At 61.0% G+C, this 13,316-nt stretch carries 16 protein-coding genes; 1 reads left to right on the top strand and 15 read right to left on the bottom strand.

What is annotated here, in order from left to right; all coding sequences use genetic code 11:
* Positions 1 to 8: 8 nt before the first annotated feature.
* From lipA to eno, 10 genes are all read right to left on the bottom strand, one after another.
* Positions 9 to 974: a lipoyl synthase gene (gene lipA, locus NKH59_RS17640; RefSeq protein ID WP_352471839.1), complete on the bottom strand. Its 966-nt coding sequence runs from the start codon at positions 972 to 974 to the stop codon at positions 9 to 11.
* Positions 975 to 1,111: 137 nt separating this feature from the next.
* Positions 1,112 to 1,369, bottom strand: a complete 258-nt coding sequence (locus NKH59_RS17635) for a GlsB/YeaQ/YmgE family stress response membrane protein (protein WP_023675081.1) — start codon at positions 1,367 to 1,369, stop codon at positions 1,112 to 1,114.
* A gap of 98 nt (positions 1,370 to 1,467) precedes the next feature.
* Positions 1,468 to 2,913, bottom strand: a complete 1,446-nt coding sequence (gene lpdA, locus NKH59_RS17630; protein ID WP_352471838.1) for a dihydrolipoyl dehydrogenase — start codon at positions 2,911 to 2,913, stop codon at positions 1,468 to 1,470.
* Positions 2,914 to 2,924: 11 nt separating this feature from the next.
* Positions 2,925 to 3,563, bottom strand: coding sequence for an SGNH/GDSL hydrolase family protein (locus NKH59_RS17625; RefSeq protein ID WP_023675083.1), 639 nt, complete (start codon positions 3,561 to 3,563; stop codon positions 2,925 to 2,927).
* Positions 3,560 to 3,979, bottom strand: coding sequence for a hypothetical protein (locus NKH59_RS17620; RefSeq protein WP_352705511.1), 420 nt, complete (start codon positions 3,977 to 3,979; stop codon positions 3,560 to 3,562). Before NKH59_RS17620 ends, NKH59_RS17625 begins: the two co-directional genes overlap by 4 nt.
* A 17-nt stretch (positions 3,980 to 3,996) precedes the next feature.
* Positions 3,997 to 5,373 (bottom strand): pyruvate dehydrogenase complex dihydrolipoamide acetyltransferase, encoded by a 1,377-nt coding sequence (locus NKH59_RS17615; RefSeq protein ID WP_353022612.1) that lies wholly within the window; start codon positions 5,371 to 5,373, stop codon positions 3,997 to 3,999.
* Positions 5,374 to 5,391: 18 nt separating this feature from the next.
* The gene (locus tag NKH59_RS17610; RefSeq protein ID WP_353022610.1) at positions 5,392 to 6,795 is read right to left on the bottom strand and encodes a pyruvate dehydrogenase complex E1 component subunit beta; all 1,404 of its coding nucleotides are present in this window, start codon (positions 6,793 to 6,795) and stop codon (positions 5,392 to 5,394) included.
* A gap of 15 nt (positions 6,796 to 6,810) precedes the next feature.
* Entirely contained in the window at positions 6,811 to 7,851 is a 1,041-nt protein-coding gene (gene pdhA, locus NKH59_RS17605; RefSeq protein ID WP_352502934.1) for a pyruvate dehydrogenase (acetyl-transferring) E1 component subunit alpha, read from the bottom strand.
* 171 nt (positions 7,852 to 8,022) lie between these two features.
* Positions 8,023 to 8,343 carry an FtsB family cell division protein gene (locus NKH59_RS17600; RefSeq protein WP_023675088.1) on the bottom strand — a complete coding sequence of 107 codons (321 nt, stop codon included), beginning with the start codon at positions 8,341 to 8,343 and terminating at the stop codon, positions 8,023 to 8,025.
* A 134-nt stretch (positions 8,344 to 8,477) separates the two neighbouring features.
* On the bottom strand, positions 8,478 to 9,752 hold the full coding sequence (gene eno / locus NKH59_RS17595; RefSeq protein WP_352502935.1) for a phosphopyruvate hydratase: 1,275 nt from the start codon (positions 9,750 to 9,752) through the stop codon (positions 8,478 to 8,480).
* A 202-nt stretch (positions 9,753 to 9,954) separates the two neighbouring features.
* On the opposite strand from eno, the gene NKH59_RS17590 reads away from it, so the two are divergent.
* Positions 9,955 to 10,077, top strand: a complete 123-nt coding sequence (locus NKH59_RS17590; protein ID WP_084642452.1) for a hypothetical protein — start codon at positions 9,955 to 9,957, stop codon at positions 10,075 to 10,077.
* Between the two features lie 77 nt (positions 10,078 to 10,154).
* Here the strand turns inward: NKH59_RS17590 and NKH59_RS17585 are convergent, their stop codons facing one another.
* From NKH59_RS17585 to NKH59_RS17565, 5 genes are all read right to left on the bottom strand, one after another.
* Positions 10,155 to 10,520, bottom strand: coding sequence for a PRC-barrel domain-containing protein (locus NKH59_RS17585; protein ID WP_023675091.1), 366 nt, complete (start codon positions 10,518 to 10,520; stop codon positions 10,155 to 10,157).
* 122 nt (positions 10,521 to 10,642) lie between these two features.
* Positions 10,643 to 11,494 carry a 3-deoxy-8-phosphooctulonate synthase gene (gene kdsA, locus NKH59_RS17580; RefSeq protein ID WP_352502936.1) on the bottom strand — a complete coding sequence of 284 codons (852 nt, stop codon included), beginning with the start codon at positions 11,492 to 11,494 and terminating at the stop codon, positions 10,643 to 10,645.
* A complete protein-coding gene (locus tag NKH59_RS17575) occupies positions 11,491 to 12,378 on the bottom strand; it encodes a VOC family protein (RefSeq protein ID WP_353022608.1) in 888 nt (295 codons plus the stop codon). Before NKH59_RS17575 ends, kdsA begins: the two co-directional genes overlap by 4 nt.
* Before the next feature lie 305 nt (positions 12,379 to 12,683).
* Positions 12,684 to 12,971 carry a Dabb family protein gene (locus NKH59_RS17570; RefSeq protein WP_254817185.1) on the bottom strand — a complete coding sequence of 96 codons (288 nt, stop codon included), beginning with the start codon at positions 12,969 to 12,971 and terminating at the stop codon, positions 12,684 to 12,686.
* 103 nt (positions 12,972 to 13,074) lie between these two features.
* A complete protein-coding gene (locus NKH59_RS17565; RefSeq protein ID WP_292655342.1) occupies positions 13,075 to 13,209 on the bottom strand; it encodes a hypothetical protein in 135 nt (44 codons plus the stop codon).
* Between the last annotated feature and the right edge of the window lie 107 nt (positions 13,210 to 13,316).

Here is a 13,316-nt window from a genome sequence, read left to right as displayed (position 1 = left end):
AACCAGTGTTAGGCGGACTTTTTGAGAAACGCTTCGCGCGCCGCGCGCAACCTGGCAAAGTCGTCCCCGGCATGGTGCGACGAGCGCGTCAGCGGGCTCGACGCTACCAGCAGGAAGCCCTTGGTCCTGCCGATCGTCTCAAAGGACTTGAATTCCTCCGGCGTGACGAAGCGGATCACCGGATGGTGCTTCTTCGACGGCTGCAGATATTGGCCGATGGTCATGAAGTCGACATTGGCCGAACGCAAATCGTCCATCAGCTGCAGAATTTCGTTCCGCTCCTCGCCAAGGCCGACCATGATGCCGGACTTGGTGAAGATCGAGGGGTCAAGCTCCTTGACCCGCTGCAAGAGCCTGATCGAGTGGAAATAGCGCGCGCCCGGCCGAACCGTCAGATAGTTAGACGGCACGGTCTCGAGATTATGGTTGAAAACATCCGGCCTGGCCGCCACCACGATCTCCAGCGCACCGTCCTTGCGCAGGAAATCGGGCGTCAGGATTTCGATCGTAGTCGATGGGGTCGCTGCCCTGATCGCACGGATGACATCGGCAAAATGCTGGGCCCCGCCGTCGGCGAGATCGTCGCGATCGACGGAAGTGATGACGACATGGCTCAAGCCCATCTGCTTGACCGCATGCGCGACACGCGCCGGCTCGTCGGGATCGAGTGCGGTAGGGATGCCAGTGGCGACATTGCAAAAGGCGCAGGCCCGCGTGCAGATCTCGCCCATGATCATGAAGGTGGCGTGCTTCTTCTCCCAGCACTCGCCGATATTGGGGCAGCCCGCCTCTTCGCAAACCGTCACCAGTTTGTGGGACTTCACGATTTCGCGCGTCTCGGCATAGCCTTTCGACATCGGCGCCTTGACGCGGATCCAGTCAGGCTTGCGCAGTACGTCCTGATCCGGCTTGTGCGCCTTTTCGGGATGCCGCAGGCGCGGCGCATTGGCAATCGTGTCGAGGACGGTGACCATGTGAAACCCGGCTCATTGGCAAGCGCTTGTCCAGCGCTCGCTCTACCCACGTCATCTAGGACTTTTCGGCGAAAAGAAAAAGGCCGCGATCACGCATGCCGCGGTGGCCTTTTTCGCATAGCAAGTGCCGACAGAGGTTAGCGGCGCACCAGTCGTCCGACCGCAATCAGAATGCAGGCACCGATGAAGCCGGTGATCAGATAGGCGATCCAGCCGACGCCGAAGATGCCGATGTTCAGGGCCTGCAAGATGGCATTCAACACTATTGCGCCGACAATGCCGAGAACGATGTTCATGAGGATGCCGGTATTGCTCTTCATGACCATCTCGGCGAGCCATCCCGCCAGGCCGCCGATGATGATGGCTGCAACCCAGCCCACGCCGTTCATTTCCATATGCCCTCTCCTTGTATGATGGATGATGCCTGCGAAACGAATTGCTCTGCCGTCGAGTTCCTCTGTGTCTTCCGTGTGAGACTCGCCCAACTAATTTATCATGCATTCAGTGCGCGGCCATAGGCGTCGAGTACACTCTCCTTCATCATCTCCGACAGCGTCGGGTGCGGGAAGATCGTGTGCATCAGCTCTTCCTCGGTGGTCTCCAGATTCATCGCCACGACGAAGCCCTGGATCAGTTCGGTTACTTCTGCGCCGACCATGTGGGCACCCAGCAACTGGCCGGTCTTCTTGTCGAAAATGGTCTTGACGAAACCTTGGTCTTCGCCCAGCGCAATCGCCTTACCGTTTGCGGCGAACTGGAAGCGGCCGACGCGGATGTCCTTGCCATCGGCTTTCGCTTTAGCTTCCGTCAGTCCAACCGAGGCGACTTGCGGATTGCAATAGGTGCAGCCCGGGATCTTCAGCTTGTCGATGGCATGCACGCCGGGGAAATTGGCGATCTTTTCCACACAGACCACGCCCTCATGCTCGGCCTTGTGGGCGAGCATCGGCGGTCCGGCAACGTCGCCGATGGCGTAGACGCCCGGCACATTTGTCTTGCCGTAGCCGTCGACGACGACGCAACCGCGGTCCGTCTTCACGCCGAGCGTCTCGAGGCCGAGGTTTTCGATGTTACCCTGTACGCCGACGGCCGAGATCATACGATCGGCGGTGATCTTCTCGACCTTGCCGTCCTTCATCTCGACATGCGCCGTGACCGAGTTAGTGCCCTGCTCGACCTTGGTCACCTTGGCTTCTAGAATGATCTTCATGCCCTGCTTCTCGAACTGCTTCTGCGCGAATTTCGAGACCTCGGCGTCCTCGACCGGCATCACAGCCGGCAGCAGTTCGACCACCGTCACCTCGGCGCCCATGGTGCGGTAGAACGAGGCGAACTCGATGCCGATGGCGCCCGAGCCCATCACCAGCAGCGATTTCGGCATCTCTTTCGGCACCATGGCCTCGAAATAGGTCCAGATCAACTTGCCGTCCGGCTCGATGCCGGGCAATGCGCGCGGCCTCGCTCCGGTCGCCAGAATGATGTGCTTGGCGCTGTAGGTGCCCTCGCCCTTGACGCCCTTGGGCGCCGGCGGCTGCGGCTCCATCGGCTTTTTCGACGATTTCGACACGACGATCTCGCCAGGTTTGGTCAGCTTGGCTTCGCCCCAGATGACGTCGACCTTGTTCTTCTTCATCAGGAAGCCGACGCCGCCGTTGAGCCGCAGCGAGACCTTTCGCGAGCGATCGACGACGGCGGCTGTGTCGACGCTGACCTTGCCATCGATCTTCAGGCCGTAGTCCTTCAGATGATCCGAATAGTGCATGATCTCGGCGGAGCGCAGCAGCGCTTTGGTCGGAATGCAGCCCCAGTTGAGGCAGATGCCGCCCAAGTGCTCGCGCTCGACGATCGCCGTCTTGAAGCCAAGCTGGGCCGAACGCACTGCAGTGACATAGCCGCCGGGGCCGGAGCCGATGATGATGACGTCGTAGTTCTCAGCCACGGCTTTCTCCTTCACAATTCCAACATGAGGCGCACGAGCGGCGCCAGCGCTTGCCCGACGTTCCGCGTGTTTTCTGCGTCCAGGTGGACGCCGTCGAGCGGCGTGGTTTTGGCTACCGTGCCGGCATCGAAGAAGCCGCAGCCGGCCTCGTCGGCAAGGGCGGAATATTGCGGCGCCAGCCGCTTTGACGCGTCATCGCCGCCGGCGAACATTTCCTTGAACTCGGCGTTTTCCGTGCGGCTGACTACGGGCGGCGCGACGATCAGGATCTGCGGCGCCGGCCAATCGAACGGGTAATCGTGACCGCGCACGATGTCGATCAGGCGTTGCATGCCTTGTTTGGCCGCGACCGGATTACCGTGAATCCACGGCTTCATATCGTTGGCTCCGAGCATGATGACGATCAAGTCGATCGGTGCGTGCGTCGTCAGGATGGTTGGCAACAGCCTTGCGCCATTGCGGTCCGCTCCGGCCAAGTGATCGTCAAAGGCGGTGGTTCGGCCATTCAGGCCTTCGGCGATGACCTCGACGCCGCTGCCCAATGCCGCCTGCAGCACGCTCGGCCAGCGATCTTCCAGCGGATGCCGGCCGAGGTTTGCCGCGTCATAGCCCCAGGTAAGCGAATCGCCGTAGCAGAGGACCGTCTTCATGTGCCTGCCCCGCCGAAACCCGGTTGCGAGCGCGCCAATCGCCAGCGCACGAAAAGCCACTGGACCAGCACCGTAGCGATGCCTGGCAGGACGAGACCTGCGACTACGGGAAGATCGCCCGACCACTGGCTCTTGCCTGGGGGCTGGGAGAAAGTCCAGCCGATCAGGGCAACTCCAACGAGCACAAAAAACGCTACCCCTATGGTCGCCGTCAGCTTTGTTGCCCGTCGTGGGTCCGACATGAATTGTGCGATGAAGAACGCGACCGTCACGAGGACGGTGACGAGAGCCGAGATCATGAATACAAGGATGTACTCTACGTCGGCATTGGTGGCGACGGCGAGCCACTGCGCCACCAATCCGCCCGCCAAACCGGAAAGAAAGAAGGCAAAAAGGCTGGTGAAGAATTTCCGCACCGCCCTGTTCCCCTCTCTTAAACCAGCATGCCCATCGGGTTTTCGACCATGCGTTTGAAGGCGACGAGCAGCTCGGCGCCGAGCGAACCGTCGACGGCGCGGTGATCGGTCGACAACGTCACCGACATGATCGTGGCGATCTTGATCTCGCCGTTCTTGACCACCGCGCGTTGCTCGCCGGCGCCGACCGCCAGGATCGTCGCATGCGGCGGGTTGATGACGGCAGAAAAATCCTTGATGCCGAACATGCCGAGATTGGACACCGCCGTGGTGCCGCCCTGATATTCTTCCGGCTTCAGCTTGCGGCTGCGGGCGCGGCCGGCAAGATCCTTCATCTCGTTGGAGATGACGGACAGCGTCTTTTCATCGGCACGCCGGATGATCGGGGTGATCAGGCCGCCGGGGATCGACACGGCAACGCCGACATCGGCATGCTTGTGCTTGACCATGGCGTTTTCTGTCCACGACACATTGGCATCCGGCACCGCCATCAGCGCCATGGCCAGAGCCTTGATAACCATGTCGTTGACCGAAAGCTTGTAGGCCGGCGTTTCGCCCTTCTCGGTCTTCTTCGCCGGGGCGGCCGCATTGATCTGCGTGCGCAGGGCCAGAAGCGCGTCGAGCTCGCAGTCGAGCGTCAGATAGAAATGCGGGATGGTGGTTTTGGCCTCGACCAGCCGCCGCGCAATGGTCTTGCGCATATTGTCGTGGGGGACCAGCTCGTAGGAGCCTTCGGCAAACAGTTTGAGCACCTGCTCGTCGGACATTGGTTTGGGTGCTGCGGCCGCAGGCGCCGGAGCGCCGGCGGGCGCCGCTTTTGCTGCTGGTGCCGCCTTGGCGCCGCCACTGGAAATTGCGGCATCGACATCGGCCTTTACCACGCGGCCGCGGGGGCCGGAGCCTGTCAGCGCCGCGACATCTATACCAGCTTCGCTGGCGATGCGCCGGGCCAGCGGCGAGGCGAAGATGCGCTCACCGTTTGCATGGCCGTTGGCGGCCGGCGGCGCTTCCGCCTTAGGTGCAGGTGCGGCAGGCTCCTGCTTCGGCACTTCGGGCTTTGGTGTTTCAGCTTTGGAGGCGTCGGCTTTCGGAGCCTCAGCCTTTGCCGGCGCAGCGCCGTCACCGCTTTTCGCGGCGGCCGCCGCATCCTCCCCCTCAGCCGCCAATACCGCGATCAGCGCATTGACCTTGACGCCTTCAGTGCCGGCCGGAACCACCAGCTTGGCAACCGTGCCTTCGTCGACGGCTTCGACTTCCATCGTTGCCTTGTCCGTCTCGATCTCGGCAATCACGTCGCCCGGCGAGACCTTGTCGCCTTCCTTGACCAGCCACTTGGAAAGGCTGCCCTCTTCCATTGTGGGCGACAGCGCCGGCATGGTGATGTTGATCGGCATTTTGTCCTCCCGCCCTGCTCAGCGATACGTGACGGCTTTGACCGCCTCGACGACCTCGCCGACGTTGGGCAGCGCCAGCTTTTCGAGGTTCGCCGCATAGGGCATCGGCACGTCCTTGCCGGCAATTGTAATGACCGGTGCATCGAGGAAATCGAAGGCGCGCTGCGAGACCTGATTGGCGATATGGTCGCCGACCGAGTTCTGCGGAAAGCCTTCCTCGACCACCACGAGGCGATTGGTCTTTTTGACCGAGGCGATGATCGTGTCGAAGTCGAGCGGGCGGATCGTGCGCAAGTCGATTATCTCGGCATCGATGCCCATGCCGCGCAACTCCGCCTCGGCCTTGATCGCGTAGGTCATCCCGATGCCGAACGAGACGATGGTCACGTCCTTGCCGGATTTGTGAATGCGCGCCTTGCCGATCGGCAGCACGAAATCGTCGATCTTCGGCACGTCGAAGGAGTGGCCGTAAAGGATTTCGTTCTCGAGGAAGATGACCGGGTTCGGGTCACGGATCGCCGCCTTGAGCAGACCCTTGGCGTCGGCGGCGGTATAGGGCATCACCACCTTCAACCCGGGAACATGGCTGTACCAGGCGGCATAGCATTGCGAATGCTGCGCGGCGACGCGGGCAGCCGCGCCGTTCGGGCCGCGAAAGACGATCGGGGCGCCCATCTGGCCGCCGGACATATAGAGCGTCTTGGCGGCTGAATTGATGATCTGGTCGATCGCCTGCATGGCGAAGTTGAAGGTCATGAATTCGACGATCGGCTTCAGGCCGGCCATCGCCGCGCCAACACCAACGCCGGCAAAGCCGTGCTCGGTGATCGGCGTGTCGACTACGCGCCGCGGACCGAATTCCTGCAACAGGCCTTGTGTGATCTTGTAGGCGCCCTGGTACTCGGCGACTTCCTCGCCCATGACGAAGACGTCGCCGTCGCGGCGCATTTCCTCAGCCATTGCGTCGCGCAACGCTTCACGCACCGTGGTCGAGACCATTTCGGTGCCGGCCGGGATGTCAGGATCGGCGGCAATTTCCAGCCTGGGTGCGGCGGCAACAGGTGCTGCCGCTTCGCTCTTGGCCGGAGCAGCAACGGGGGGCGGAGCAGCCGCGGGCGCTGCCGCTTGCGACACGACAGCCTCCTCGCCAATGCCTTCGCCTGCCTCGTCGATGTCTTCGCCATCGACGGCCAGCACAGCGATCAGTGTGTTGACCTTGACACCCTCGGTGCCGGCAGGAACCACGATCTTGGCAAGCGTGCCGTCGTCGACGGCTTCGACTTCCATCGTTGCCTTGTCGGTCTCGATTTCGGCAATGGCGTCACCCGCCGCGACCTTGTCGCCTTCTTTCTTCAACCACTTGGAAACATTACCCTCTTCCATGGTCGGCGAGAGGGCGGGCATGAGAATTTCGATCGGCATGTCCTTGCCCTCTCGTTAAAGTACGATGTCGGTCCAGAGCTCGGACGGATCCGGCTCCGCGTCGTTCTGGGCAAATTCTGCGGCGTCGGCGACAACGTCGCGGACTTCCTTGTCGATGGCCTTGAGTTCGTCCTCGCTCGCCCATTTCTTGTCCAGCAGCCGCGCCTTGACCTGCTCGATCGGGTCACGTTCGGAGCGCATTTTCTGCACTTCTTCCTTGGAGCGGTATTTTGCCGGATCCGACATCGAATGGCCGCGGTAACGATAGGTCTGCATTTCGAGAATGAGCGGCCCGTTGCCGGCGCGGCACCATTCGGCGGCGAGGTCGCCGGCTGCCTTTACGGCGCGCACATCCATGCCGTCGACCTGGATGCCTGGAATCTTGAAGGACGCGCCGCGGTGCGAGAAATCCGTCTCGGCCGACGAGCGCGAAACCGAGGTGCCCATGGCGTAGCGGTTGTTCTCGATGATGTAGATCACCGGAAGCTTCCACAGCGAGGCCATGTTGAAGCTTTCGTAGACTTGGCCTTGATTCGCCGCGCCATCGCCGAAATAGGTCAGCGTCACATTGTTGTTGCCGCGATAGCGGTTGGCGAACGCAATGCCGGTGCCGAGCGACACTTGCGCGCCGACGATGCCGTGGCCGCCGTAAAAATGCTTCTCCTTGGAGAACATGTGCATCGAGCCGCCCTTGCCTCTGGACAGGCCGCTACGGCGCCCGGTCAGTTCGGCCATGACGCCGCGCGGCGACAACTCCATGGCCAGCATATGACCATGGTCGCGATAGGCGGTGATCATCTGGTCGCCATCGATCAGCGCCATCTTCATGCCGGTAACGACCGCTTCCTGCCCGATGTAGAGGTGGCAGAAACCGCCGATGAAGCCCATGCCGTAAAGCTGGCCGGCCTTTTCCTCGAAGCGGCGGATGAGCAGCATGCGCCGGTAGGCGGCAAGCTCCTGGTCTTTGGTGAATTCAACAGGCTTTGGGGTGGAAAGGCCCGGCGTTTTGCCGTCCGATTTGGATTTGGCAGGCGCTTTTCTGGTGGCGGTGGCCATGCATCACTCCCTGTTGGCGTCTCTTGGCGGACAGCGAGGGAGATCAGTTCTCCCACCGATTTGAGGCAGGCTAACATGCAGGGAAGGCTTTCGCCATGCCGAAAACGCATGGCTGTCATGCATCTAAGCAATTAAAATCATTGCAAATATCACCGATTAACTGAAATCAGGTTATCTTGCAACCGGCAGCATGATGGTGATCTCGTCCGCGTGGGACAGATTAAGCGCCTTGCGCGCCTGCTCGTCCAGCATGTCCTTCTCCAGGGTGCCCTCATGCATCAGCTGAACGCGGCGCTCGAGATCGATCCGGCGCGCCCTGACGGCATCGAGCCTGCCCTGCAATTCGGCAGTCTCAGCTTCGAGCTGATACTTGGAATAGATGCCGAACTCGCCATGATAGGCATGGAAGCCGAAATAAGTCAGGAACACCACGCAGAGCGAGGGGATGATCAGCCGGCCGGTGTTTCTTTGCTTGTGCTGGCGTGTCCACATGGTCCGAATCCTCTACGCCGCCTTTGTCGCCCGATTGTGCTTAATGGACGGTTACAGCCTGTTGGATTCAGAGCCAGAAAGCAAAAAAGGGCGGGAATGTCCCCGCCCTCGCCGCCACGGATTTTCTCTCGAAATCAGCTTTTCACGATCGACTTGCCGGCATATCGCGCCTGCTTGCCGAGCTCCTCCTCAATGCGGATGAGCTGGTTGTACTTGGCCATGCGATCCGAGCGTGACAGCGAGCCCGTCTTGATCTGCCCGCAATTGGTGGCAACGGCGAGGTCGGCGATGGTCGAATCCTCGGTCTCGCCCGAGCGGTGCGACATCACCGCGGTATAGCCGGCCTTGTGCGCGGTCTCGACGGCGTCGAGCGTTTCGGTAAGCGAGCCGATCTGGTTGACCTTGACCAGGATCGAATTGGCGACACCCATGCGGATGCCGTCGCGCAGCCGCGCCGTGTTGGTGACGAACAGATCGTCGCCAACCAGCTGCGTTTGCTTGCCGATGAGATCGGTCAGTATTTTCCAACCGTCCCAGTCATCCTCCGCCAGGCCGTCCTCAATGGTGATGATCGGGTAGTCGGCAGCAAGTTTGGCCAGATATCTGGCCTGCACCTTCGGGTCGCGGGTTTTCCTCTCGCCTTCATAGACGTAGTTGCCACCCTTGAAGAATTCGGTCGCCGCGCAGTCGAGGCCCAGCGCAACCTCTTGGCCGGGCTTGAAGCCAGCCTGCTCGATCGATTCCATGATGAAGTCGAGCGCGGCCGGCGCGCTCTTCAGGTTGGGGGCAAAGCCGCCCTCGTCGCCGACATTGGTGTTATGGCCGGCGTCCTTCAGCTTCTTTCGCAGCGTATGAAAGATCTCCGAGCCCCAGCGCACGCCGTCGCGCAGCGTCGGCGCGCCGATCGGCAGGATCATGAATTCCTGGAAATCGATCGGGTTGTCGGCATGCGCGCCGCCATTGATGATGTTCATCATAGGCACCGGCAGCACATGGGCCTTGGTGCCGCCGACATAACGATAGAGCGGCAGGTCGGCGGCTTCGGCCGCAGCCTTGGCCACAGCCAGCGACACGCCGAGGATGGCATTGGCGCCGAGCCGGCTCTTATTGGGCGTACCATCGAGCTCGATCATGGTCTGGTCGATATGAATCTGATTCTCTGCCTCCATGCCGCCGATCGCCTCGAACAGCTCGCCGTTCACCGCCTCGACCGCAGTGAGCACGCCCTTGCCGAGATAGCGGGGGCCGCCATCGCGCAGTTCGACCGCCTCATGCGCGCCGGTCGAGGCGCCGGACGGCACCGCGGCGCGACCCATCGAGCCGTCTTCGAGCACGACGTCGACCTCGACGGTCGGATTTCCGCGGCTGTCCAGGATTTCACGCCCGACAATGTCGATGATGGCCGTCATTGCGATGTCCCCGATTGATCGATTGAAGCGTCGCGCACCTCTTAGCCAAAGCGCCGCAAAACGCAATCGGGGCACTTGCAAATATTGCCCGTGCGCTACGGATTCACGAAGCACGAAGCGCTGTCATCATTTGTCATACGCGGCATGCCGGTTTCTGGTTTATGGCTGTTGTCGCGCGGGGCGAAACAGGAGGAGTTTCGCCATGTCCCAGTTGAGCGGTATTGTGAGTTTGTTCCTGATCGCGGCTGCGTTCCTGACGTCGTGCGACAATCAGCAACCCCCGCAGGGATCGTCGCCTTTGCCGGCCCTGCAGATTGCGCAGTAGCATCCCGCCACATCGAAAGGCCCCCGATTTCCCGGGGGCCTTTTTGATTCCAGGAGACTTAGTCAGTGCCAGTAAGGTCAGTGCCAGTAAGGCTCGACCTTGTAGTAGTTGTATGAGGCATCACGCGCGGCCTCGCCGTCGGCGCCGGTCAACTCGTTGATCGAATAGGAAGGAGCGGCCATCAGCTGGTCTTTGGTGAACGGCACGACATAGCCGCCCTTGTTCTCGTCATAGTCAAGGCTCGCCCACGGAATGGCGTGGTATTTCTCGCCGATGCCGAGAAATCCACCAAAACCGATCACGGCAAACATGATTCCGTTCGACAGTTTGTCGAGCATGACGTCCTCGATGTCGCCGATATGCGTGCCTTCCGTATTGTAGACCGATGTGCCGATAACCCGCGAAGCGGCGATGGCTTCGGTGTGTCCCGTCTGGGTCGTCATGGTGTGCTCCTCGTCGTCGTTGACATTAGATTTTGACAATGATGGCCGCGGGCTAAGGTTCCAGGCAGGTTCGAAATTCTTCAAAGTTTTCCTGGCGGCGCTGCTGTGGCGCAACTGCTGGTTCAACCCACGCTTTTGGCAATGCGATCGAACGCCATCAGCCGTTCAAGCAATGCGGGAAGATCCTTTAGCGGCACCATGTTGGGACCGTCGGAAGGCGCGTTGTCGGGGTCCTGGTGCGTCTCGATGAAGACGCCGGCGACGCCAACCGCGACGGCCGCGCGCGCCAGCGTCTCGACAAAGCGCCGGTCGCCTCCAGACGAACCGCCCTGCCCACCCGGCTGCTGCACGGAATGGGTGGCATCGAAAATCACCGGCGCGCCGATCTCGGCCATGATCGGCAGCGCCCGCATGTCAGACACCAGGGTATTGTAACCAAAGGATGCGCCGCGCTCGGTGACCAAGACATTGGCATTGCCGGAGCCAATGATTTTGGCGACGACGTTCTTCATGTCCCACGGCGCGAGGAATTGCCCCTTCTTCACATTGACCACCTTGCCGGTTTTTGCCGCAGCAATCAGCAAATCGGTCTGGCGGCTGAGGAAGGCAGGAATCTGCAGGATATCGGCATGAAGCGCGACGATCGCGCATTGTTCCTCAGTGTGGACGTCGGTCAGGATCGGCAAGGCAAAATTCTTGCGCAAGTCGTCGAAGATCGGCATTGCCGCTTCAAGTCCCGCGCCGCGCGTGCCGCCAAGCGAGGTGCGATTGGCCTTGTCGTAGCTGGTCTTGTAGACGAGCCCAATGCCGAGCCTGTCGGTCAATTCCTTTAGCGCACCGGCCATGTCGAAAGCGTGCTGCCGCGATTCCAGCTGGCATGGACCAGTGATCAGCGATAGGGGCGCGCTGTTGCCGAAAATGACTTTGCCGACCGCAACGGAAGAGTTCGGCATCAGTGGATTGAGCTTGTTCATGCGATCTCCCGGAAAATGAAGGCTGCGCCCTGCCCTGGCGCCGGCGGCACGATGGTATCACCGCCGCGCATGTGGTGTTCCACAGAATTGGCTGCAAGCAGCTTGGCGACGGCATCGCCGTGCCTAATCGAAAAGACGATCCCAGCAAAGCGGAGTTCAGATGGTGCGCCGGCAGGAATGCCGAAGCGTGCCGAATAGGCTGCAGGATCCAGAACGGTCACGACGGCATTCGGCAGCTCATAGACAGTGCCGCCGCCCTGCGCCTCGATTCCGGCTGCGATCGAAATCAAACGGCTTTGTTCGAAAGGTTCGCCAGTGACTGCCACGACTTCGACAATGCCGGTTGCGCCATTAGCGTGGGCCTGCAACGCAGTGCGGTCGACGTTCGGCGCATTGATCCGCTCGCAGGCGAAGAGAAAAGCGTCCGCTGTCTTGCCTGTAGCCGCGAAGGCCAGTTTGAACGATGCGGTGTCGCTCTTTCCCGCCGCATCGGTGAAGGCGCGCGAAAAGCTTAGCGCGTCTCCCGCCGACAGACCGGCTTCCATGTAGCGCGCGTGGTCCGCGGCGGCGCTTTCGGTGCCCAGCGCCACGGCAGAAAATCCTTCATCGCCGTTTTCTTCGCGATACGTGCGATCACGCACGACAAAGACATTGCGGTTCGCGATCGCCGTTGCCACGGCCTGCCGGTCAGCGACCGCGAGCGGCTCGAGATAGGTGCCGTCGGTGAGAAAGACACAGCAGTTTTGCGTTCCGAAAGGGTGGATACCTGTCGGCGCAACGGTAAAGCCGAGCAGGGTCAAGCGCGCCCGCGCAACATCGAGGCTTGCTGTCGGCAGCACCAGGTGATCGAGCGGATGAGGCCTTGCGGGGGTGTTTTCGGTCATGTCCCGCGCGATGTGCCTCATTCCTGAAAATGGTTCAAGGGCTTAGCCGGTGCCTCAGCGGCGATCGCAGGCCTCGGCCGCGAGGAGCCGACTTGCCGCCCGCAAAAATCATCCTAGCTCATTGCCATGGGAAGAGACCTTTTCATCGCCCTAGCCGTTATTGCGATAGCAGTTATCGCCGTGCTGATCTGGAACGCGCCAAAGCGGCCGAGCGTCGATCCGACCGAAACCTCCGCGGCTCAGACGGAGTGAAGCGGGCTACGGCGCGGAGCCCCTCCGCGACGTCAAATCTGCCTTGAGGGCGGTCAACTTGCAACGATGTCGGCCGAATAACGCAATTCGCGTAGCGGTTTGACCCGGCTGGTCGTCTCTGCATAGAGCGGATGCGCCTTGTAGGCGGCGAGCGCCGCTTCGTCCTCGAACTCGGCGTAGACGACCACATCGATCTCATCCGAGAGCGGGTCGACCTTGGTGTTGAGCGTTACCTCGAAATGACGCGAATGAGGTATCTTGCCAAGCGCCAGGAGGCCCGTGCGCACTGCCTCGACATCCGCTTTATGCCGTGCGCTGAAGAAAACGATATGCCGGATCAACCCAGCCTCCTCGACCGTTGGACCGGCGTTCTTTTGTGTCAGCGGCAGCGTGCCGTCAATCGGCAGGTTTGTCGCGTCTGCGAACCATAGCTGCGAAGAGAAACTACACCATGCTCGTTACATAGTGCACGATGCGGGTCACCTCCCTGACCGTCCTGTCGAGGTAGCGGCCTTGGTTGTAAATGCCGTCCCAGATCAGGAAAAAGGTGACAGTCGTGATGACGATGACATAACGCATGACTAAAACTAGCGCATATGGACGGTTGCAACCATAGCGATTCCAACGCTGCTGGGGACCCTTCCCCGAATTTAATGGCCTTTGTGGTCTGTCTGCTGCGATGCTTG

This window comes from Mesorhizobium sp. M0998 (genome assembly GCF_040318885.1).
GTDB lineage: Bacteria > Pseudomonadota > Alphaproteobacteria > Rhizobiales > Rhizobiaceae > Mesorhizobium.
The sequence above is the reverse complement of the archived record's forward strand: the minus strand, read 5'-3'. Positions and strand labels throughout refer to the sequence as shown.

Bases quoted from the DNA above. Each gene is read 5' to 3' on its own strand.
- lipA (WP_352471839.1), bottom strand. From the start codon at position 974: ATGGTCACCGTCCTCGACACGATTGCCAATGCGCCGCGCCTGCGGCAT.
- NKH59_RS17635 (WP_023675081.1), bottom strand. From the start codon at position 1,369: ATGGAAATGAACGGCGTGGGCTGGGTTGCAGCCATCATCATCGGCGGC.
- NKH59_RS17625 (WP_023675083.1), bottom strand. From the start codon at position 3,563: ATGAAGACGGTCCTCTGCTACGGCGATTCGCTTACCTGGGGCTATGAC.
- NKH59_RS17615 (WP_353022612.1), bottom strand. From the start codon at position 5,373: ATGCCGATCAACATCACCATGCCGGCGCTGTCGCCCACAATGGAAGAG.
- NKH59_RS17610 (WP_353022610.1), bottom strand. From the start codon at position 6,795: ATGCCGATCGAAATTCTCATGCCCGCCCTCTCGCCGACCATGGAAGAG.
- pdhA (WP_352502934.1), bottom strand. From the start codon at position 7,851: ATGGCCACCGCCACCAGAAAAGCGCCTGCCAAATCCAAATCGGACGGC.
- NKH59_RS17600 (WP_023675088.1), bottom strand. From the start codon at position 8,343: ATGTGGACACGCCAGCACAAGCAAAGAAACACCGGCCGGCTGATCATC.
- eno (WP_352502935.1), bottom strand. From the start codon at position 9,752: ATGACGGCCATCATCGACATTGTCGGGCGTGAAATCCTGGACAGCCGC.
- NKH59_RS17590 (WP_084642452.1), top strand. From the start codon at position 9,955: ATGTCCCAGTTGAGCGGTATTGTGAGTTTGTTCCTGATCGCGGCTGCG.
- NKH59_RS17585 (WP_023675091.1), bottom strand. From the start codon at position 10,520: ATGACGACCCAGACGGGACACACCGAAGCCATCGCCGCTTCGCGGGTT.
- kdsA (WP_352502936.1), bottom strand. From the start codon at position 11,494: ATGAACAAGCTCAATCCACTGATGCCGAACTCTTCCGTTGCGGTCGGC.
- NKH59_RS17575 (WP_353022608.1), bottom strand. From the start codon at position 12,378: ATGACCGAAAACACCCCCGCAAGGCCTCATCCGCTCGATCACCTGGTG.
- NKH59_RS17565 (WP_292655342.1), bottom strand. From the start codon at position 13,209: ATGCGTTATGTCATCGTCATCACGACTGTCACCTTTTTCCTGATCTGG.